At 37.0% G+C, this 21,533-nt stretch carries 9 protein-coding genes; all 9 read left to right on the top strand.

Annotated features, from left to right (window positions below; all coding sequences use genetic code 11):
- The first annotated feature begins 19 nt into the window (after nt 1–19).
- The 9 genes from ABXT06_RS20930 to ABXT06_RS20890 all read left to right on the top strand — a co-directional run bounded on the left by ABXT06_RS20930 (nt 20) and on the right by ABXT06_RS20890 (nt 21,189).
- The gene (locus tag ABXT06_RS20930; protein WP_354592479.1) at nt 20–367 is read left to right on the top strand and encodes a hypothetical protein; all 348 of its coding nucleotides are present in this window, start codon (nt 20–22) and stop codon (nt 365–367) included.
- Between the two features lie 22 nt (nt 368–389).
- Nucleotides 390–1,679, top strand: coding sequence for a conjugative transposon protein TraM (gene traM / locus ABXT06_RS20925; RefSeq protein WP_354592478.1), 1,290 nt, complete (start codon nt 390–392; stop codon nt 1,677–1,679).
- Between the two features lie 16 nt (nt 1,680–1,695).
- Entirely contained in the window at nt 1,696–2,526 is an 831-nt protein-coding gene (gene traN, locus ABXT06_RS20920) for a conjugative transposon protein TraN (protein WP_354592477.1), read from the top strand.
- 27 nt (nt 2,527–2,553) lie between these two features.
- A complete protein-coding gene (locus ABXT06_RS20915) occupies nt 2,554–3,357 on the top strand; it encodes a hypothetical protein (protein WP_354592476.1) in 804 nt (267 codons plus the stop codon).
- A 24-nt stretch (nt 3,358–3,381) separates the two neighbouring features.
- Complete coding sequence (locus ABXT06_RS20910; RefSeq protein WP_354592475.1) at nt 3,382–4,413, top strand: hypothetical protein; 1,032 nt, start codon at nt 3,382–3,384, stop codon at nt 4,411–4,413.
- A 22-nt stretch (nt 4,414–4,435) separates the two neighbouring features.
- Nucleotides 4,436–4,723 (top strand): hypothetical protein, encoded by a 288-nt coding sequence (locus tag ABXT06_RS20905; RefSeq protein WP_354592474.1) that lies wholly within the window; start codon nt 4,436–4,438, stop codon nt 4,721–4,723.
- A gap of 452 nt (nt 4,724–5,175) precedes the next feature.
- Nucleotides 5,176–5,508, top strand: a complete 333-nt coding sequence (locus tag ABXT06_RS20900; protein ID WP_354592473.1) for a helix-turn-helix domain-containing protein — start codon at nt 5,176–5,178, stop codon at nt 5,506–5,508.
- A 394-nt stretch (nt 5,509–5,902) separates the two neighbouring features.
- Nucleotides 5,903–12,874, top strand: coding sequence for a leucine-rich repeat domain-containing protein (locus ABXT06_RS20895; RefSeq protein ID WP_354592472.1), 6,972 nt, complete (start codon nt 5,903–5,905; stop codon nt 12,872–12,874).
- Between the two features lie 11 nt (nt 12,875–12,885).
- Nucleotides 12,886–21,189: a T9SS type A sorting domain-containing protein gene (locus tag ABXT06_RS20890; protein ID WP_354592471.1), complete on the top strand. Its 8,304-nt coding sequence runs from the start codon at nt 12,886–12,888 to the stop codon at nt 21,187–21,189.
- Nucleotides 21,190–21,533: the final 344 nt, after the last annotated feature.

The raw sequence follows: 21,533 nt of genomic DNA, 5'->3' as shown, positions 1-21,533 counted from the left end.
ATTCTGGTGGGTAACAAAAATGAATCGGCTTACAAGAGGCCTTTCAAAATCACAGCTCCAGTTTTCTCTGGTCATTTTTGCGGTGCTTGGAACAGGAATATGCAGTTATACAACATTGAGCGGTTTCCTTTTAGACAGAAGGGGATCAATTCATATTGATGCACTAAAAATGCTTAAGCCTGCTTATGATGAAAGTGTAGAAATGAAATTTCTAGAAGTGCCAGTTAAGCAATATGCTAAGCAATCCAATCTCAGCATATACATTGACAGTGTTATAAAAGCTGTTGAGATAATCGATTTGTCTGGAAATTATGACTTCAAGGGACGAGACTTTAAAAATAGTCCAACGACTAGAGAGACTAATTGATCGAACTATAACAAATACAATTATGGAAAATAAAACACTTTCAGTAAAAGAGCAAAAAAAACGCAGATTGCTGCTTGTTCTTCCGCTGCTTGTCCTTCCGTTTATAACCATGCTATTCTGGGTATTGGGAGGCGGGAAAGGAACGGTAAATCCACCTTTAGGAGCTGAAAAAACAGGATTTAATATGCTGCTTCCAAATCCAAAACTAAAAGAGGATTCAAGTTTGGATAAAATGAGCTACTATGACCAGGCAGCAGTGGATTCGATAAAACTGCAGGAACAGAAAAAGAAAGATCCTAATTACTCACTTTCTTCTCAAAATGAGGATAGTCCTGAATCGAAGCTGTTTTTGGATATGGATGCGTCTTCATGGAATGGAAAAAGAAGCAGACTGAATACAGCCTCTTTACAGCCTGAGAATGAAAGAAAGATGTATCAGAAACTCGAAGCACTTCAGAGAGCAATTGCAGAGCCTTCAAAACAAAGCGAGTATGGTCAAGATATGAGAGAATTTCAGTATCAGAAACCGCCTTATGGAGAATCGGCCGAAATGAAGAATCTTGAACAGCTGATGGCGGCAATGAGCGCGCCATCTGAACCTGACCCAGAACTTGCCCAGCTTGGCGGCATGCTTGAAAATATTCTGGATATCCAGCATCCTGAACGAGTTCAGGAAAAACTTCGCCAGAACTCCAAAGTTCAAAAAGGAAAAGTTTTTTCAGTGAGCAGAAAAGCTGATGAGGAAAACCAAAGCTTTCTGGAGAACAGCACGAAAATAAAAGGAGAGGCGGCAGTAAATTCATTTTATTCGCTTGAAAGTGAAATTGCACAGGAAGAAGTTCAGAATGCGGTTGAAGCTGTGATTCATGAAACTCAGACCATTGTCAACGGTTCTATTGTAAAAATCAGGCTGATAAACGATGTTTTTATCAATGGTGTATTGATTCCAAGGAATAGTTTCGTTTTTGGGTCGGCCTCACTTAAAGGTGAAAGGCTGGAAATAAAGATCAGTACCGTAAAATACCAGAATTCTATTTTTCCGGTTGAACTCTCGGTCTTCGATATTGACGGAATAAAAGGCATTTATATCCCGGGAACAATTAACAGGGATGTTGCAAAGGCTTCCGCAGACAGGTCTATGCAGAGCATTGGACTTTCACAAGTAAGCGATACGTGGGGAGCGCAGGCGGCAGGAATGGGAGTGGAAGCAGCAAAAACACTTTTGAGCAAAAAAGTTAAGCTCATTAAAGTATCTGTCAAGGCAGGATATAAAGTGCTTCTCTACGATGAAAAGGAAAAGAATGATAAATAAACTTAAAACAGACGAAATGAAAAAGTTAAAAATATTAATTGCTGTATTTGTTTTTCTTGCTGGATTTTCAGTATCAGCACAGTATAATGCTAGAGCCGAATTTAATAATATACAATTGAGCTACTCTAAAACCACAAGTGTTTTATTTCCTTACGCTATAAAAAGCCTGGACATAGGAAGCCGTGATGTATTGGTGCAGAAAGCTAAAGGAGTTGAAAATATACTGCTGCTAAAAGCTGGAAGGCAGAATTTTGCACAGACTAACCTTACCGTCGTAACATCGGACGGTAAGCTTTACAGCTTCATTTTAAACTTTGATGATCTGTGTCCGACATTAAATGTAGATGCAGGATTAAGAATTGGTGAGGATAAATTACTCCTGTTTTCACTTGAGAACGAAAACCAGAAAGAAATAAAAGAATATGCACTGCTTGCGTTATCTAAGAAAAATAAAATAAGCGGACTGGATGTAAAGAGTGCAGAGATCGAGTTTAAGGTTGACGGCATTTTTATTCATCAGGACGTGATGTATTTCAGAGTGTTTTTAGGAAACGATTCCAGAATCAATTACGATGTTGACCAGCTTCGTTTCTTTATCCGTGACCAGAAAAAATCGAAAAGAACTGCATCTCAGGAAATTGAAATGACCCCGCTTTTATGCACCGGGGACTTTAGCAGAATTTCGGACAAATCTGAAACTACGGTAGTTTTTGCCTTATCTAAATTTACGATACCGGAAAAAAAGAAATTCACAATGCAGGTTTTTGAGAAAAATGGAGGCAGGCATCTGGAACTAAACATAAAAAACAGGCGCCTTGTTAATCTTGAAATACTGGGTAATTTGTAATTAATACTAATTTTAAATTTGAATATCATGAACGAGAAAAATGTGACGTATCTGAAAGACCAGTTAAAATATACCGGCTTCGGAGAAACTTTTGATGCTGAATTAAGAGAGAATATTCTAAAAGGGGATAAGGATTTTAAAATAGCACATACCGGCATCATGAACAACGGTGTCCCTAACAAGGATACCGTTACCGTTGAACTGAATTTCAAAAAGTCCGATCAGAGCGATATGTACTTTTTTAATTCTTATAAAGTTAATCTTCAGAAAGAGGAAAATAAGCCTGGATTGGAGCAGACTTTTTATATTAATAATGACAATACCAGCATAACCCTAAAGGAGGCGTATAATTTGATGGAAGGCAGATCTGTAAATAAGGATTTGAAAAATAAGGAAGGCGAGACCTATAATTGCTGGATTTCCATGAATTTCAAGGAAAGTGATGACCGCGGAAACTTCAAATTGCAGCACTATCATCAGAACTATGGATATGATCTGGAAGCCGCATTAGAAAAGCATTCAATCAAGGAACTGCTGACACCGCAGTATAAGGAAGATCTGATGAATTCGCTTAAGAAAGGCAATCTGCAGTCCGTGACTTTTGTTGTCGGCGGAGAGGAGCGAAAACAGTTCGTCGAAGCCAATCCACAGTTTAAAACCATAAAGATTTACGACTCTTCCTTGCAGCGAATAAATGACCGAGAAAGCAAGACGGAAAAACAGTCCCAATCCAAAGAAAGGAGTACAGAGCAAAGCACTAATAATGATGAGCCTTCTCAGAAAGAAAAAAAAAGTAATTCCCATTCAAAAAAAGCGGGTAGATCGGTTTAAGTCCAATATTAAGTAAGATCAGCTATGTCTTCTGAAAATAATAGAGTAGAAAACGAGATAAAAGTCTGGATGTCCAAGGAAGAAAAATTAAAATTTCTTTTTCAGAACAGCCCGAAGATTGAACGCTCTTTTGGAATTGAAAAACTAAAGTTTTTCAAGATGCTGCTTTTTAAATATAAAAAGACTAAAGCTGTAGACGAAAAAATAACTTTAAGATTTCTCAAACATGAATATAATAATTTGAGCCGACAGGTCTATCCAAATGTCTTTAACCGGCTTTTAAATGAAGCTCTTAGTGCCGTTGTTTTTCAAAGGATAGATAAGCGTGATTACCTTAGAAATCTTGAATTAAACAAAAAGACATTAGAAGAACAGCTTGTAAAAAGCGGTTTTCATGAGGCTTACGGTAAAGTTTTGGAGAATATGCAGGAACAGAAGCTAAGTTTCACTGTTCCTGTTTCTTATCACATCTCAGAAAATGAAAGGCTGGAGCATTCACTGCAATTCATAAAAGATGCACAGGGAGCATACCAGTTTGACGGATTCAGGTCAATACTTCATAATGATTCTTCGCCATCAAGCCGAAGTACGCACTATTTCAAGAATGAAAAAACTGAAAGTTTTAATGCTGCGGAGGCATACGAAATGCTGGCAGGAAGAGCAGTGCTTAAAAGCGGGACTTGGAAACAGTTTAATTTCTATGATCGAGACCTCAATGATAATTTTCGGATGCATGAATTTCCGCAGGCGTATGGCTACAATATCAGTAATGCTTTAAGAGGCATCCCACTTAAAAATGATGACTATGAGACATTTGAATCTCTGGCTGATTCTTTGAAAAAGGGCAGGAGGGAAGGAGCAGTACTGCTCATTGAAGGAAGGGAAATGAAGGTTTTTTTGGAAGCAAATCCACGCTTTAAAACCTTGACTTTCTATAATGACAGAATGCAGAAGCTTAGCTTAACGGAAATTAAAAACGGCTGTAAAATTAGCCCTGTGCAAAAAACGCAGCAGAATATTGAGACTCAAAACACAAAAAGGAAGCTTCATATGTGATGTTTACAAATCTTGTATAATTATGGAAAATCTTAAACTTTTATCGGGATTTTTTCAGGCAATTGAAAATGATTTCAGAATAAGCACCACCCACATTGCAATTTTTGCTGCTCTTCTTCAGTTTCGAGCAAGCAGAGATTTTAGCAATCCGATTCAGGCGTACAGCATAGAAATCCAGAATATTGCTAAAGTAATATCTCCAAAGACGTATCATAAATGTATGCGTGAGTTAGATGATTACGGCTATCTAATTTATGTTCCAACGAAGAATAAGAATAAACGAAGTACTGTTTACTTTCATTTGGAATAAACTATGGCATTTTGTTTGAAATTAGTGCCCAATTTTACTTTTAAGGAAGATTGTTTAGCCTTGTATATCTCGTTGAGTTTATAAGTTTATGGAAGAATTTTATAACAAAGTTCCTTTGAGCCGACTGCTCTTTCAAACTTTTGTTTTCTCTTGTCATTATCCTATTTCTTATAGATAAATTAGATTATTTTTGCACCTTGATTTAAAGTATTGATATACATTTATTGTTGTTTTCTAGAAGGCAGAGTGACCATTACGATACAAATTCGAAACGATTGTTTTTTGGATGATTTGGAAAGAGTATCAAGTTTTAAAAGATTAGGGTTTAATATTTTGGAATACAATTTTTTAGTAAATACTGTTTAAAGAAGTGTTTGCTTAAAGATAATTCGAAAATGAGTAAATTAATATAGATACAGACCTTACTTGTATCTAAAAAACTCAGACATACTATGATGCCATATAAATTTGAAGATTTGCCAGATATTTTAGGAGCCCTTTCTTTGCGTATAGAAAATATTGAAAGGATTTTAAAAAATAACGCGAAAGAGGAGAAAGAAATTGATGATAATTTACTGACTATCCAGGATGCTTCAAAACTCTTGAAGCTTTCTGTTGCCACTATATATTCTAAAGTATGCAGGAATGAACTGCCAGTAAGCAAAAAGGGAAAGCGGCTATATTTCCTAAAGAGTGAACTGCTTGACTGGATTAAGTCGGGGCGAATTAAGACGATAGCAGAAATCCAAAAAGAAGTAAATAACAGGCTGGATAAAAGATATTAAAATTAAGAACTGCGAATTTTTTGCAGTTTTTTTATTTGTACCCCATTTGTACCCCTTATCAATTCATCCCTTACAAATTCTGGAAAGTGAATTTCTGGAACTGGATTTGCCGAAAATAAGGGATTCGCAATAATTTGGCATAAAAAAACATGCTTGAATTTTAGCATTAAAACTCAGAAAAAACTTCTAAAAAAATGTGCTTAAAAAATCCTTCTTCTGCATCACTCTAAGCTACCTGTATTCAGGTAATTTGTGTATTTAAGTTATTGATTGTCATTATTTTATTTATTTTTCGATCCATTCCAGAATAATAAAAGAAAAGTTTTTCCTACTTTTATGCCGATTTTTTAACAAAAAGTATCTTCTTAATATACTGGCATTTAAACACTAATCTATGAAGAGAAAACTACTTATCGGCTTGCTATTTTTATTTGGCAGCCTTTCTTTATTATCGGCAAAAAACAGTGCTAATATTCCCATACCAGATTCAGAATATCAGGCATTGGTAGATTTTTACAAAGCTACAGGAGAAGCCAACTGGACGAATAAATGGAATACGAAAGAAAACAATCTGCATGAAGTGCCATGGTATGGGGTTACAGTTGAGGACGGACATGTTACAGCTATTAACCTTAATGGCACAAGCAATATTTCTGGCTCAATTCCGGCTTCTTTTGGGAATTTAAAATTTCTTAAAGCGCTTTCCATATACGGAGGCAATTATGCAAAAGATCTCAGCGCAACCGATTTAAATGTTTTTTCCGAATTAGAAGCATTAGAATCTCTAGATTTAAGATATGCCAAACTAAAAGGCATAATTCCGGCATCGTGGGCTAAATTGAAAAAGCTTAAAACCCTTTATTTAAGCAACAATGCCATTACAGGTCTGTCTCCTGAATTTGGGCAGCTTGAAAGTCTTGTAACGGCTGAACTTTCAGACAACCAGATCCCAGTTTTAATCAAAGAGCTGGAGAATTTAACGGCACTCAGAACTTTAAATCTAAGCAGCAATAAAATTGCTTCAATTTTAGCATCATTGCCAAGTACGGTAAATCTCAGCCTGCATTATCAGGCAGTAAACATTGAAAATATTATTTATAAGGGAGTAGATTTAAAAATAGATAACCTTCCTAATATTGTTTCATACAATAGAACTAAAAATGATTTTTCTGCCAGAAGGCATTTTGCAGTCTATGTTCGCGGCAGTGAAATTGGCAATGTGGTTATGGCCGCTGACGGCAGTCTGACAATTCCTGCAGCCTTTTTATCTTCTTTAAAAAATGCTGACGAAGTATATTTGTACCAGCAGTACGATTCCTCAAGCGGAAGCATTTCTTATTACAGCAAGGTTTATTTCGCAAACGTGAAAGTAAACCAGCCAGCTGTTTCTAATATAGAATATCAGGCATTAGTAGATTTTTACAATGCTATGGGAGGTAGCAGCTGGAACAATAAATGGGATATAAACGAAAATAATCTTAATGAAGGCGCATGGACGGGTTTAAGCATAGAAAATGGCCATGTTACGGGATTAAACCTTAATAATACATCTAATGTTTCCGGTTCAATTCCAGTTTCTTTCGGCAATTTAAAATACCTGAAAAATTTATCTCTTTATGCAGGGAACTACTCTAAAAATCTAACCGCAACTGATTTAAATGTTTTATCAGAACTGCAGTCTCTGGAAACATTAGATATGCGGTACTGCCGAATACAAAATGCCATCCCGTCTTCATGGAGCAAGTTAAAAAAATTAAAAACAATTTATTTTTACAATAATTCAATTACCGGACTGCCTGAAGAATTGGGTGAAATGGAAAGCCTTGCTATTCTTGAAGCTCCCTACAATCAGATAAAAACCATCCCAGCTTCTATTGGAAACCTTCAAAATCTGGTTACGCTCAATTTATCGGATAATCAGATTCAGGTTATGGTAAAAGAGCTGGAAAATGTTTTAACATTAAAAACATTAAATCTTGCAAGCAACTATATTTCAAATGTTGCGGCATTGCTTGGCAGCCCGGTCAATTTGCAGCTTCATTATCAAAATATCAATGTTGAAGGATTGGTTTATACAGGTTCTGATTTAACGGTTTCTAATCTGCCAAATACTGTTTATTACAATAGAAATCAAAATGATTTTTCTGCCAGAAGACAATTCGGAGTCTATGTTGGAGGCAGTCAGGTTGGAAATAATGTAACAGCAGCTGCAGACGGAAGTGTGGCAATTCCTGCGGCTTATCTGGCTTCGCTAAAAACGGGAGATTCGTTCTATTTATATCAGCAGTATGACTCTTCAACAGGTAGCGTCTCTTATTATTCAAAAGTTAATTTTGTAAATGTAAAAGTAGACCAGCCAAAAATCCCAGATTTAGAATATCAGGCTTTAGTGGATATTTACAATGCAATGGGCGGAACACGCTGGAATAATCAATGGAATATTGCCCAAAATAATCTGCATGAGGGAGCCTGGTATGGCGTAAGCATAGAAAACGGGCATATTACGGGACTTAGCTTTAATAACATTTCGAATGTTTCGGGAGCAGTTCCAGCTTCAATCTCCAACTTAAAATTCCTTAAAAATCTTTCGTTTTATGCGGGAAGCTACAGCAAGGATTTAAGCACAGCAGATTTAAATGTTATTGGAGAATTAGAATCCTTGGAATTTTTAGATTTCAGATACAGCAAAATCAAAGGTGACATTCCTGCGTCGTGGAGTAAATTAAAAAAACTGAAGACGCTTTATCTAGCATATAATGCTTTAACCGCATTGCCAGACAATATTGGAGCAATGGAAAGTTTGGTAACGCTTGAAGCCCAGAATAACCAAATAAAAGCGATTCCTTCATCGATAGGAAATCTTGCCAATTTGGTTACGCTGAATTTATCTGATAATAAAATTCCAGTTTTGGTAAAAGAGCTTGAAAATATAGGTTCTTTAAGAACGCTAAATCTTTCTAGCAATAACGTTTCTGATGTTGCAGGATTGCTTAGTGCTAATGTTAGCTTGCAGCTTCATTATCAGACCATAAATATTGAGGGGCTTGTGTATACCGGCGCTGATGTAAAAATTGAAACACTGCCGAATATTGTTCATTACAACAGAAACCAGAATAATTTTTCGGCAAGAAGACAATTTGGCGTGTATGTGGGAGGCAGTCAGATTGGTGGCAATATAACCGCTGCAGCAGACGGAAGCATTCTAATTCCGGCTTCCTATTTGGCATCAATAAAAACGGGAGACAGTTTTTATCTGTACCAGCAGTATGATTCTGCAACAGGAAGCGTTTCGTATTATTCAACTGTAAATTTTGTGAATGTAAAAGTAGACCAGCCAAAAGTTCCAGACGAAGAATATCAGGCTTTAGTTGATTTTTATACCGTTATGAATGGGGCAAACTGGACTAATAAATGGAACGTTGCCGAAAACAATCTTCATGAAGGCGCCTGGTACGGAGTAAGCATTGAAAGCGGCAATATTACAGGTCTTAATTTAAACAATAACAGTTCGGTAAAAGGAGCAATTCCAGCTTCGATTAAGGATTTAAAATTTCTTAAGTCCCTTTCTCTTTATGGAGGCAGCTATTCCAAGGATTTAAGCGCGACAGATTTAGGCGTTTTATCAGAACTTGCCAATCTTGAATATTTGGATTTGAGATACGCCAAAATCAAAGGCGATCTTCCAGCGTCATGGAACAAACTTAAGAAAGTAAATACACTTTATTTAAACAACAATGCACTTACAGCACTGCCTGAAGATTTTGGCGGAATGGAAAGTTTAGTAACGGTAAATTTATCATCCAATGAGATAAAATCAATTCCGGTATCTGCAGGGAATCTTTTAAAACTAGCCACTTTAAATCTTTCTTATAATCAGATTGAAGTGCTTATTAAAGATCTGGAAAAAAATACTGCTTTACAGACTTTAAGCATTACCAGCAATAAGCTTTCGACTATACAGGCATTACTGCCAAGTCAGGTAAATTTAGAATTAACCTCTCAAACATTAACTATTCCTAATTTTTTATATGAAGGAAACGATGTAAAAGTGAGCGATCTGCCAAACATTGTGCTATACAACAGAACAACAAATGATTTCTCGGCACAAAGACCATTTAGATTATTTTTAAAAGGAAACCAGGTTGGAAATAATTTAAGAGTTGCTTCAGACGGAACGATAACAATTCCGGCCGATTATCTTTCGACTCTAAAAACGGGAGACGAATTGTATTTGTATCAGGATTACGAAGGCGGTTCCTCTACTTCTTATGATTCCAGGATTTATTTTGCCAATGTAAAAGTGGATCAGCCAAAAATTCCCGATGCTGAATATCAGGCTTTAGTTGATTTTCATAACGCAATGGGAGGAAGTAACTGGAATAATAAATGGGTAACGACAGAGAACAATCTGCATGAAGGGGCTTGGTACGGAGTAAGCATACAAAACGGACATATTACAGGTTTAAACCTTAACAATAATTCGAATGTTTCTGGGACAATTCCTGCTTCATTTGCCAATTTAAAATACCTGAAAAATCTTTCTTTATACGGCGGCAGTTATACAAAAAACTTAAGCGCAACAGATCTAAATATTATTTCAGGATTGGAATCTTTAGAATCTTTAGATCTTAGATACACAAAGTTAAAAGGAGCTATACCATCATCATGGAATAAACTGCAGGCTTTGAAAACAATATATTTAGGCAACAATAATATTGAAGACGCAGATGAATCCTTGGCCCGCTTGCCGCTTTTAAAAACAGTCGATTTTACGTATCAAGATATTACAATTCCAACTATCGAAGTGGGCGCAAACGAACTGGCAATTAATCTGCCTGTTTTATCAACGTTTTTATTTAATGCAAATGGAGGCGCTATTAATAGCAAAAACCATTTTACGCTGTACATTAATGGTGTAAACAAAGCATCGAATTATTCTAACAGCGAAGGAAAATTAATTTTTAAAGACATCGCTTTATTCGGGATTAAATTAACGGATAAAATTAGAATTGTCCAAAACGACGGAGCAGCACAAGGAACAGCAATTAATTATACCCAGATTGTTTTTGGAAAGCCATTGGCAGATGAAGAATTCGAAATCCTGAAAAAAATCTATTCGAGTACAAATGGAGCGCAATGGACACAAAAATGGGATATTTCGCAAAACAAGCTTCACGAAGTAAGCTGGTACGGAGTAGGGACAAGAGATGGGCATGTAGTTTCGCTAAGTTTAGCCGCTAACAATTTATCAGGAACACTCCCTGCAGAATTATCTGATTTGACTTATTTGGAAACTTTAAATCTGCAGTCGAATGCTATTGAAGGATCGCTTCCATCTGACTTAGGAAGATTGGCCAACCTAAAAACGCTTAATTTGCAATCGAACAAATTTCAGGGAACACTGCCTGTTTTATCTGGAGTTTCAGGATTGAAAAGACTTTCGATTGCCGGAAATGGATTCAAAGGAACAATTCCGGGGCACTTCAACGATTTTGAAAATATCGAACAGATTGATCTTTCAAATAATGCTTTCGACGCCTTAGAAAAACCTTTTACCTACGATCTGGCCAAAGTGTATATCAATCTGAGAGGTCAGGTTATTGGAAAAGAGGAATATTTATATTTAAAAGGCGACGAAATTATAGTTGATCTTCCAGCGGTTGCGACCTACAACGAAACCACGCAGGATTATACGGGACAATACCAGTTTGAACTGCAGGCCAACAATTTCAAAATTTCTGAAGCGACGGCTGTGGGCAATACCATTACGTTTCCAAATATTTCTGTGGCCAGTGTTCCTGCAGGCGCTAAAATTGCTATTTGGCAGAAAAACGGAACATCGCAAGGAACTTATATTCAGTTTAAAGGTATTGCAGACGGTTCTGAAACGCCATTAATTGCAGAAGAATATAATGCTCTAGTTGCTTTTTTTCAAAATGCAGGCGGAACTGGATGGAAAGAGGCTTGGGATACATCATCTAACAATCTTCATGAAAAGAAATGGAAAGGAGTTACAACCAACGACGGACACGTGGTTTCAATCAATCTTCCTGACAACAATCTGACGGGAACGATAAGCGCAGAAATTGGAAAATTTAGCGAACTGCAAAATCTGAATCTGGCCAAGAACAAACTCACTGGAGACATTCCAGAAAGTGTATCAAAAGTAACCAAACTAAAAACAGTTGATCTTTCGGAAAATGAATTGACAGGAATCGATGCGGCATTTTTACCAGCGATAAGCTTTAAAATCGATCGCCAGAAAATCAATTTAGGAGAACTGCCTTTAACGTTAAATGCAGTTTTAAAAGATCAAAAAATAAATCATTACGATCATACAAATTCTATATTTAGCGTAACCCAATCCTATAACATGACTTTAAAGGATTATTTCCAGATGGTAACAGTTCCGGAAGACGGCATTAAATTAACGAATATTTTGAGCGAATGGAATATTCCAAATAACCAGACTTTAGAATTAAGGCAAATTGCAGGAGCTGCAAGAAACAGTATTCTGAGTTATACCATTACCTATAGAGAAGGAGATTCTAATTTAGACGGAATTGTAAACATTTTAGATATTCAGTCGGCTTTAAATTATACTTTAAGCCAAAAGCCAAAATTCTTTAATTATGGTGCGGCCGATATCAATAAAGATAAGAATCTGAACGTATTGGATATTATTTCATTAATTAATAAAATCCAAGCAGGAACTCTCGAAAATTCTGGCAGCACAAAACGCATGGCTTTGGCCAGCAATGAAGATGTGGTTTTAAGTATTGAAGACAATACGCTTTATATCGACAATCAATCGGCTGCGACAGCAGCATTTGACATTCGTTTAAAAGGCGGAAGCAAAGCCGAGATAAAAGAGCTTCTTTCTGGTATTGGTTATACGGTTTCAATTGCAGAACGTGAAGGCGAAATAAGCATTGTAGGTTTTTCTATGGATAAGCCACTTTCAGGCAAGCAGGCCATTGCTTCCTTATCTTCTAAAACAGCGATTGTTTCTGCCATGATTTCTAATGCCGATGCCCAAGCATTGAGCTATAAAATAGCAGGAACTTTAGGAGTTGGCGATATAGATCAAGAAACCGCCGCTATACTTGCAAATTATCCAAATCCATTTACTGATAAAACGGTTATCCAATATCATTTGCCTGAAAAGGCAGATAAGGCAGCCTTAAAAGTTTTTGATGCAGCAGGAAGAACCGTTTACACGAAATCGGGTCTCGATGCATCACAAGGAAAGCATGAATTTACTTTCCAGCGCAGAAATCTTGCTTCTGGAATTTATTTCTACAGCATCGAAGTGCAAAATGGAGCAAAACCTATCTTTTTTAAAGGAAAAATGTTAATACAATAAACTTCACCATAATGATATCTAACGAATTGAAAACAATGAAAATAAAACCGTTTTTGGTGTTTATCTTCCTATTTATGGCTGCGTTTGCACAAGCCCAGAATAGTTTAAAAGTATTAAATGCATCAGCGGGACCAGGCGAAAAATCAAAAATTGTAATTGATCTGGCTAATGCCGATGAAGTCGTGGGAGCTGAGTTTACGCTTACGGTTCCGCAGGGATTGATAGTGAGCGAAAAAGACAGTAAAATTATCGAAAGCCGTAAAGGCGATCACGCCATTTATGTGAACATCGAAAAGAATAATCCGCGTAATTATCACTTTATTCTTCTCTCGCTTACAAGCACTTCTTTTAAAGGAAATAACGGTGCTTTATTAGAAATTCCGATAGAGATTCCATTGAATTACACTTCGGGGGAAATACACAATTTAGATTTAAGCGGCGTCGTTTTAAGTTCTAAAAATGCTGTTGATATCGGGTCAAACCATGTAAACGGAAAACTGACAATTGCCACAGCACAATATCCTGATTTGACGATTTCAGGAATTAGCACAGCAGAATCTGCGATTGCTCCTGACGGAAAAATTAATGTATCATGGAAAGCAGATAATATTGGAGACCGAATCGCTTCTGGCGGATGGGTCGAGCAGATTAGCATTGTTTCTGACCAGACAGGTTTAGAATACAATTTAGGAACGGTTTCGTATACACAGGATCTTGATAAACAGAATTCTGTAAACAGAACGGCAGCTTTTAATCTTCCAAAAGTTTTAGGTCTTGACGGCAATGTTAAAGTGAGGATCAATATTATCGCCAATACAGCGGTAAAAGAACCAGAATCACTAAAAAACAACAATAAAGTTACCGCGGCAAGTTCTGTTTTAGTTGAAAAACGTTTGTTTTTAACTTTTGACAGAAAGAGTATCGATGAGAACTCTACTGAAGTGATAAGGGCAACATTAATGCAAAGCGGTGACCGAAGCAGTGATAAAATCTATAATTTAACTGCTTCTTTGGCTTCGCAGTTTCAGTTTGATTCATCAGTCAAAATTGTAAAAGACCAGTCTTCGGCAGTTTTTTATATCAAACCGATTGATAATGCAGAGAATGACGGAAACAGGACCGTTTCGCTATCAATTGCAGGAAATGATTATCCTGCTGTTTCCGATAATATCGAAATTATAGATAACGAATTTTCAACCATTACGCTGACTCCATCAAAAAGTGCGGCAACAGATGGCGAAACGATTACGGTTAGTTTAGAAACTGGTTTTGCCAAAACAAAAGATATAAAATTTGCGATTACAGCAGACCAAAGTTCACGCTGGACTGTTCCTGCAGAAGTTACGCTTCTGGCAGGAAGTAAAACAGCTTCGTTTACTGTAACCGTAAAAAACAATAAAGTCCCTGAACAGACTGTAACTGGAAAATTAACGCTTAGAGCGGAAGGTTTTCAGGCAGGAAATGCAGAAGTAATTTTAAAAAGTTCGAATGTTCCAGCTTTTGAATTGGAGATTGCACCGCAGACTATTTCTAAAGGCGATGGAGTTTACGCAACTTATGCGACATTAAAGCGAATCAATAAATCAGAAATAAGCACATCAGTCCGTTTAAAAGCAAGTATTGCCAATGCTTTGATTTTGCCAGATGCTGTTGATTTTCCTGCCAATGTAAATTCGAAGAAGTTTAATATTGGAGCTGTAAACAACGGAATCGTAGATGGAACAAAAGTGGTAAATGTAACAGCAGATGTTTATTCGGCATCTTGCAGCTGCACCATTCCTGCTGGAGACGGAAGCACTGCCAGCAAGGATATTACCATTCTGGACAGCAACGGACCGGCTTTAATTGTAAAAGCAAATCCGGCAACGGTTAAGGCAGGAGTTCAAAAAGCGGCAAAAATTACCATTTCTAGAAATACAGTCGACACTTCTAAAGCCATTTTAGCAAAATTATCGTCGGATTCTCCAACTATTGTTTCAATTCCGCCGGAAGTTTCAATTCCAGTCGGACAGCAAAGTGTTGAGGTAGAAATCAGTACTGTTATAGATCCTTTAAAAACAGGAGATCAAACCGTACGCATTCAGGCAGAAACCGATACTTTCAGTTCAGGATTTGCTTGGATTTTGGTTACAGATCAAAACAAGCCAGATGCAGTTGTCAATTCAGTAAAAACTGTAGCAGAAGCAAATGGCGAAGACACTATAGAAGTGACAGCTTCTATTGCAAATCAAGGTTTTGCGCTATTGGCAAAAGGTTCAAAAATAGAATATTTTCTATCTAAAGATAAATTAATTCAAAATGCAATTCCTGTATTTGCCTCACAGCTTGACAGCGATATTGAAGCAGGAAAAGCATTGGATCTTGTAAAATCAATCAAGCTACCTCAGCAGGCTGGCGATTATTATTTGGTGGCAGCGGTAAATTCAGATCAAAAAATAAATGAATTGTCTTATGCCAATAATCAGGCGTATTCGGCTTTAAAATTACTTTCTAGCTATAGTGCCGTAAGTTCAGTTTCTAAACCTGTCTACAAATCGGGAGAAGTTGTTGCAATTACAGGATCGGCCAAAATGGCAAACAATTCTCCAGCTATAAATAAAGAAGTGGAAATTATTGTTGCGGCTGGGAGCTTTACACGCTCTTTTAAAGTAAAAACAAACGCTTCAGGAAATTTTGCTTACGATTTTGAACCCTTACAGGCAGAAAGCGGACATTATACAGTAAGTGCAGGATATCCGGGAACGAAAAACGCAGTTCAGGCAGAATTTGACATTGTCGGTTTTGAGTGGACAAACAAACCTTCTGATTATTTAAAATGGGAAGTAGTAGCCAAAGTTCCGTATAAAGGAGAATTTGTCTTAAAAAATAACAGCAAAACACCTTTAACAAATATTAAAATTGAATTGCCGGCAGATGCAGGCTTTGCCATACAAACAGACCCTTTGACTTTGGCATCGGGACAAGAAGCCGTTTTAAGCTACACCATATTGGCAGAAACAGCATCGGCAGAACAAAAATATTATGAAATCAATTTCAGCATAATATCGAACCAAGGAGCAAAACTGCCTGTCTTAGCGTATTATCATGCTAAAGCGCAAACACCTAAATTAGCAGCAAATCCTGTAAGCATCAACACTACGATGATTAAAGGAAGCTCTCGTTTTTATGAACTTACAATTTCTAACACAGGAGCAATAGACGCAGAAAACGTAAAAGTAGATGTTCCAAATTTGGAATGGATGAAACTAAAAAGTGCAGCTGTTATCGATAAAATTGCGCCAAACGAATCTGCAAAAGTCATTTTGGAATTGGTGCCAACAGATAAGCAGCAATTGAATGTCCCTTTAACTGGAAACTTAGCTTTAAATCCTGCAAATGGAGGAGGAGTAAGCATTCCATTTAAAATAGAAACCGTTTCAGAAGCAACAGGTTCTCTATTGGTTGATGTTGTCGATGAATACACCTATAATACGGAGAAAGCACCTCATGTAAAGGGAGCTAAAGTAACAGTGCGCCATCCGTTTTCCGGTGCAGTTCTGGCAGAAGGACTTACAGATGAAAATGGTTTATTTGCCACACCTCAAATTCCAGAAGGATATTATACCGTTACCGTGTCGGCAGATAAGCACGCCTCATATCAGAATAATTTATTGATCGATCCAGGTAAAGTGACGACTCAAAAAGTATTTATTTCGTATCAGGCAGTAAGTTACGAATGGGTTGTAAAACCAACGGAAATTGCAGACGAATACCAATCTGATTTAGTGGTTAAATTCGAAACAAACGTACCAAAACCAGTAATTGTTATTGATATCGACAATCCTGTTCTAGATCTACCTGCAGGCGAAAGCAGAATGAGCTATGCAACTGTTACCAATCACGGTTTGATCGCATTATCAAATGTGACTTTTAATGTAGATGCTCAGGGAGATTACAAGTTTAAACTTATGATCGATAAGCTGGATATCTTAAATGCAAAATCGACTATTATTGTTCCAATTTTAATTACCAGACCCGTTTCGAGCGGAAGAAGCGCAGCAGCTGCTGCAACAGGTCAGAACTGCAGTTACAACCTAATTACAAAAGGAACTTATGTGTGCGAAACCGAACAGGATTTAGCGGCGTTTAAACCGTATTATGTGCTGACTTGTTCTACGCCAAGCACTCCGAGCGTGGGAGGCATTCCTAATTTTAATGGTGGTGGTTTTGGACCGCTAATTCCTATTGGAACAGCAATTGGAAATATCGTTACCTCGCTTCCTACTATCTGCACCAATCCTTGCCTTACTTCGGTATTTGGTATGGTTATAGGATGCGCAGGAGGACCGGCAGGAGCTGTAGCAGGATGCCTTCTTGGTCTGGCTACCATGAATGGAGAAACAATTAATCAAGTCATTGCTGTTGCAGGCTGTATTCCAGGGCCAATAGGCTGTGTTGCCAGTATGGTTGGAACATTAAAAGCTTGCATTTATGATCCCTTGGCATCAGGCAAAAAAGCGAACAGTAACAGCAACAGTTTCCTTGAAAGCATGTATAATGATTTCTATGTCATGGATAATGCGCAAAAAGCTTTGAGTAGCAGGCTCAATGCTTATTTAGGGAACGGCAGAATTATAGATAGTCCTAATTTTCATGATTTTATGAAAGAAACGGCTCTAAATTTAGATACTGAGAAAGCATTTTCTGTTGCTGATATTTCTAGAATTAAAACGAATCTTTCTGGTTCTGATATTACAGGCCAGGAAATTGAAGCATTCTGCGCCAGATGGAATAAAACGGTAGAAGCATGGAATAAAAATATTAAAGCTCCAAATGCTGAATATCCAAATATTGTAAACAAAAACGATATTGAAGAGTATGACAGAGTAAGGCAATTATTAATTGATCTTGTAAAAAATAGGGGTTTTGAATCTGCTGAAAAAATGTACAAGCAGGACATGGCAGATTTAAAAGAATATATTGAAAAATTGGCATCCCAATCGTCTGTTTGCGCAAGCGTAACTGTAAAATTCTCTCAAAAAATAACTATGACCAGAGAGGCTTTTGAAGGCACTTTAACTTTAAACAACGGTAGCGAGACCAATACAATTAAAGATCTTAACTTAGATTTACTGATTAGAGACGAAGCTGGAAACGATATGACGCATTTGTTCCAGATCAATAAAGATGCTTTCCTTAGCGGAACAGGACTTGTGGGGCCTAACAGCAACGAATCGGGAACCGTTATTTTTATCCCTACGAAAGATGCCGCGCCAACCGTGCCAAAATCATATTCGTTTGGAGGTACATTATCGTATTTAGATCCAAATACAGGAGACAGAGTGACGGTGCAATTATATCCGGTAACTTTAGAAGTGAATCCAAGTCCAGATTTGGTGATGCATTATTTTATGCAGCGCGATATTTTAGGTGATGATCCGCTTACAGATAAAATCGAGCCGATTGCTCCGGCAGAAATGGCTCTATTAATTAAAAACGAAGGATACGGAATCGCTAAAAATGTTCAGGTAGAATCTGTTCAGCCAGAAATTATAGAAAATAAAAAGGGCTTACTGATCGATTTCGAAATTATCGGGAGCAACTTTAACAACGAACCAAAACAATTAGGCTTGCTGAATGTTGATTTCGGAAATATAGAAGCTCAAAAAACAGCACTTGGACAGTGGTGGTTTACCAGTACTCTGCTGGGCCATTTTGTAGAATACGATCTTAAAATAAAGCATTTAAGCAGCTATGGCAATAAAAACCTGAGTCTGATAAAAGCATCGTATGCTCACGAATTAATTAAGAGCGTAAAAGCTTACGGAGCAGGTCAGGATAATATCAATGACTTCTTGGTAAATGATGTCGTAGATTTAAATGATACTCCAGATGCCATTTATTATTCAAACGGAGAAAGCGATGAAGTGTATAAAGTAACAGCAGGAACAGTTTCCAATACAATTTCTCCAAGTCAGCTTACAACGACTTTAACTATGGATTCGTCTAAAACAGGATGGAACTACGGTAACGCAGCTGATCCAGGATCAGATAAGTACAAACTGGAAAGAGTAGTCAGAATTAGCGATAATCTGGAACTGCCAATAGAAAACTTCTGGCAAACGCATGTAACGCTGAGAGACGGACTCGAGCCAAAGTATGAATACAAACTTCATTTCCTTGATAAAATATCAGGATTAGAACGATATACCTTGTATTACAGCGTCATCAATGCCAACGTTCCAAAAGTAGTTTCTTTTGAAAGCCTGCCTTCAACAGCTACAAAACCAGTAGAATCTGTTCAGGTAAACTTTAATAAAGCAATTAGCTCAAGCACATTTACAGCGCAGAATGTCACCTTGATTCATCAGGGGACAAAGATTCCGTTTAATGATAGTTTTATTGGCAAGGTAAACGATTCGACTTATGTTTTAAACATCAAAACACTATCACTTGCTTCCGGATATTATGAGCTAGCAGTTCAATGTGCCGGAATAAAAGATTTGGAAGGAAATGAAGGAAATGAAGGAAAAAGCATTTCATGGATTCAGATAATCGGCGAACTTGGAATTGTTCAGTTTAAAACAGATCAAATAGAAGCCCAGGCTGTAAATAGTGTCGAAATTGCATTTAACAAACCTGTAAAACCTGTTCAGTTTACAAAAGACAAACTGACTTTGAACGGGAAACCGCTGGATAATGTTTCTATTGTTACCGATGATAATTTAAAATATACTATTGTTGGATTAAATGAGTACAACAAAGAAAAAGGCCAATATGAGCTGGCAGTTGATCTTCCGTCAATAAAAGCAGAAGACAACACCTTGGGGTTAATTGTGCAAACCCAAAAATGGAAAGTGGATATCACTATCCCAGAAATTGATGCGTTCACCCCTAAATATCAGGGAGCAGTACACACCCAGAACGTAACAGATATTGCCGTAACTTTAAATAAACCAATAAGCAGTTTTGAGAAAAGCTGGGTTACGCTTTACAAAGGCAGCGTTAATTTAAATGCAAATCTGAATGTGGCCAAACAAGACGATTTACATTATTTAATTTCAGGTCTAGGAGAATACACTCTGGCCGAAGGCGGTTATAAAGTTGTCGTAGACCAAACAAGCTTTAAAGATCTTTCGGGCAATTTTGGAACGGGAAATTCAAGCACAATGTGGGAAGTAAAGTTTGGAAAGCCTTCTCCACCTTCCAATATGCGCATTACGCCAGACAGAGGATCATCGGCTTCAGATAATATTACTTCTGGCAATGATTTATCGATTGCCTTAACCGCTACTGGGAACAAACAAACTGTTGAGCTGTATGCTGTAACGCCAACCGGAAGAACTTTGGTTAGCAGACAAAAACAGGAAACGGCAAAAGAAGTTTTAATTCCGATAAAAGGATATTTCGGGAAAAATACTTTTGAAGCGGCAGTTCTTGATGAGTTTGGAAACTCAAGCGATGCAAGCAAAATAGATGTTTATATTGACATTGCAGATCTTAATTGTACAGTTACTCCGTTAAGCGGCGCAAATAATAATTGTTTTGAAACGGATATTTTGAAAGTGGAGTTTGCCGATGAAATTATGGCTTCGTCATTGACTAAAAATGACATTATTGTGAAGTCAGGCGGAATTGCAGTTTCTAACGAAAACATAACTTTAACTAAAGTTTCAGATAAAGAATTTGAAATTGGAAACATAGAAAAGTTTGAGGGAGATCATACATTCGGAGTTGATTTAACAAAACTGAATAAAAAATCAAGCGGTCTGCAAGGAAAAGGAATTGTTTCTGTTAATGTCGAAACTGCTTTAAATAATACTGCAGAGATTACAGGTGATGTTCTTATTACAAATGATAATACAACAGTAACATATACAGCTACACCGTCTATGCGACTTTATACATGGGATGTTACCGGTGGAGAAATTGTTGGGCAAAATAATAATATGGCAACCATTAAATGGACAGAAAAAGGAAATCAGACACTTTCTCTGAATTATTTAACTCAGGGATCATGCAGTAAAACAACAGCATTGGAAGTAAAAGTGGACGCATCGCTGTCTGTAGAAAATCCAGTTTCAGATAAAAAAGGTTTCTTTATTTCTCCGGTTCCAAATAATGGAAACTTTACTTTGCATCTAACTGGCGATCAGGGAATTTTTGATCTGATTATTTTTGATGCCGGCGGTAAAACGGTTTACAGACAATCTAAACTGGAAATCGATGGCGTTTTCAATAAAGAAATAAAAATGCATTTAAGAACCTCGGGTGTTTATTTCTTAATGCTGCGAAATACAGATTCGAGTTATAAAACGAAGTTTTTAATCAAATAGAGAAGGAAAAAGGATAATGCATCAGATGCGCTAGCGGTTAATTATTGCATCTGGCATCCATAGATTATAGATGATTTATACCTCACATCGCATGAAATAAAAAAACAGTCTTCGGGCTGTTTTTTATTCTCTAATGTTTTTTTACAAGCTCCATGTCAGTTACTTTAGATTATTTCTATTCTTGATTTTGGTTAGGGATAATGGGATCAGAGAGTTTTTTTTTTTTTTTTTGTTTAACCCTTAGATTATTAAGTAGTTAGTTAGTTAGTTAGTTAGTTAGTTAGTTAGTTAGTTAGTTAGTTAGTTAGTTAGTTAGTTAGTTAGTTAGTTAGTTAGTTAGTTAG

Origin of the sequence: Flavobacterium sp. UW10123, from assembly GCF_040538975.1 — a bacterium.
Classification (GTDB): domain Bacteria; phylum Bacteroidota; class Bacteroidia; order Flavobacteriales; family Flavobacteriaceae; genus Flavobacterium.
This window is presented reverse-complemented; position numbering and strand designations above follow the sequence as displayed.

Bases quoted from the DNA above. Each gene is read 5' to 3' on its own strand.
- ABXT06_RS20930 (WP_354592479.1), top strand. From the start codon at position 20: ATGAATCGGCTTACAAGAGGCCTTTCAAAATCACAGCTCCAGTTTTCT.
- traM (WP_354592478.1), top strand. From the start codon at position 390: ATGGAAAATAAAACACTTTCAGTAAAAGAGCAAAAAAAACGCAGATTG.
- traN (WP_354592477.1), top strand. From the start codon at position 1,696: ATGAAAAAGTTAAAAATATTAATTGCTGTATTTGTTTTTCTTGCTGGA.
- ABXT06_RS20915 (WP_354592476.1), top strand. From the start codon at position 2,554: ATGAACGAGAAAAATGTGACGTATCTGAAAGACCAGTTAAAATATACC.
- ABXT06_RS20910 (WP_354592475.1), top strand. From the start codon at position 3,382: ATGTCTTCTGAAAATAATAGAGTAGAAAACGAGATAAAAGTCTGGATG.
- ABXT06_RS20905 (WP_354592474.1), top strand. From the start codon at position 4,436: ATGGAAAATCTTAAACTTTTATCGGGATTTTTTCAGGCAATTGAAAAT.
- ABXT06_RS20900 (WP_354592473.1), top strand. From the start codon at position 5,176: ATGATGCCATATAAATTTGAAGATTTGCCAGATATTTTAGGAGCCCTT.
- ABXT06_RS20895 (WP_354592472.1), top strand. From the start codon at position 5,903: ATGAAGAGAAAACTACTTATCGGCTTGCTATTTTTATTTGGCAGCCTT.
- ABXT06_RS20890 (WP_354592471.1), top strand. From the start codon at position 12,886: ATGATATCTAACGAATTGAAAACAATGAAAATAAAACCGTTTTTGGTG.